Origin of the sequence: Ensifer sp. NM-2, assembly GCF_003024455.1 — a bacterium.
Classification (GTDB): Bacteria; Pseudomonadota; Alphaproteobacteria; order Rhizobiales; family Rhizobiaceae; genus Ensifer; species Ensifer canadensis.
This window is the reverse complement of the sequence record NZ_PVZR01000201.1, coordinates 1-255: the sequence shown is the minus strand read 5'-3', so window position 1 is coordinate 255 and position 255 is coordinate 1. Positions and strand designations below refer to the sequence as shown.

At 53.3% G+C, this 255-nt stretch carries 1 rRNA gene; it reads left to right on the top strand.

The annotated features are described in order from the left end of the window. A 23S ribosomal RNA gene (locus C6558_RS39465) occupies nucleotides 1-255 on the top strand; the annotation flags it as partial.

Genomic DNA, 255 nt, shown 5'->3' with positions numbered 1-255 from the left:
ACCGGATGCCTACAAACAGTCGGAGCCCGCAAGGGTGACGGCGTACCTTTTGTATAATGGGTCAACGACTTAGTGTGACGAGCAAGCTTAAGCCGATAGGTGAAGGCGCAGCGAAAGCGAGTCTGAACAGGGCGTTCAGTTCGTCGCATTAGACCCGAAACCGAGTGATCTAGCCATGAGCAGGTTGAAGGTTGGGTAACACCAACTGGAGGACCGAACCCGCATCTGTTGCAATAGATTGGGATGACTTGTGGC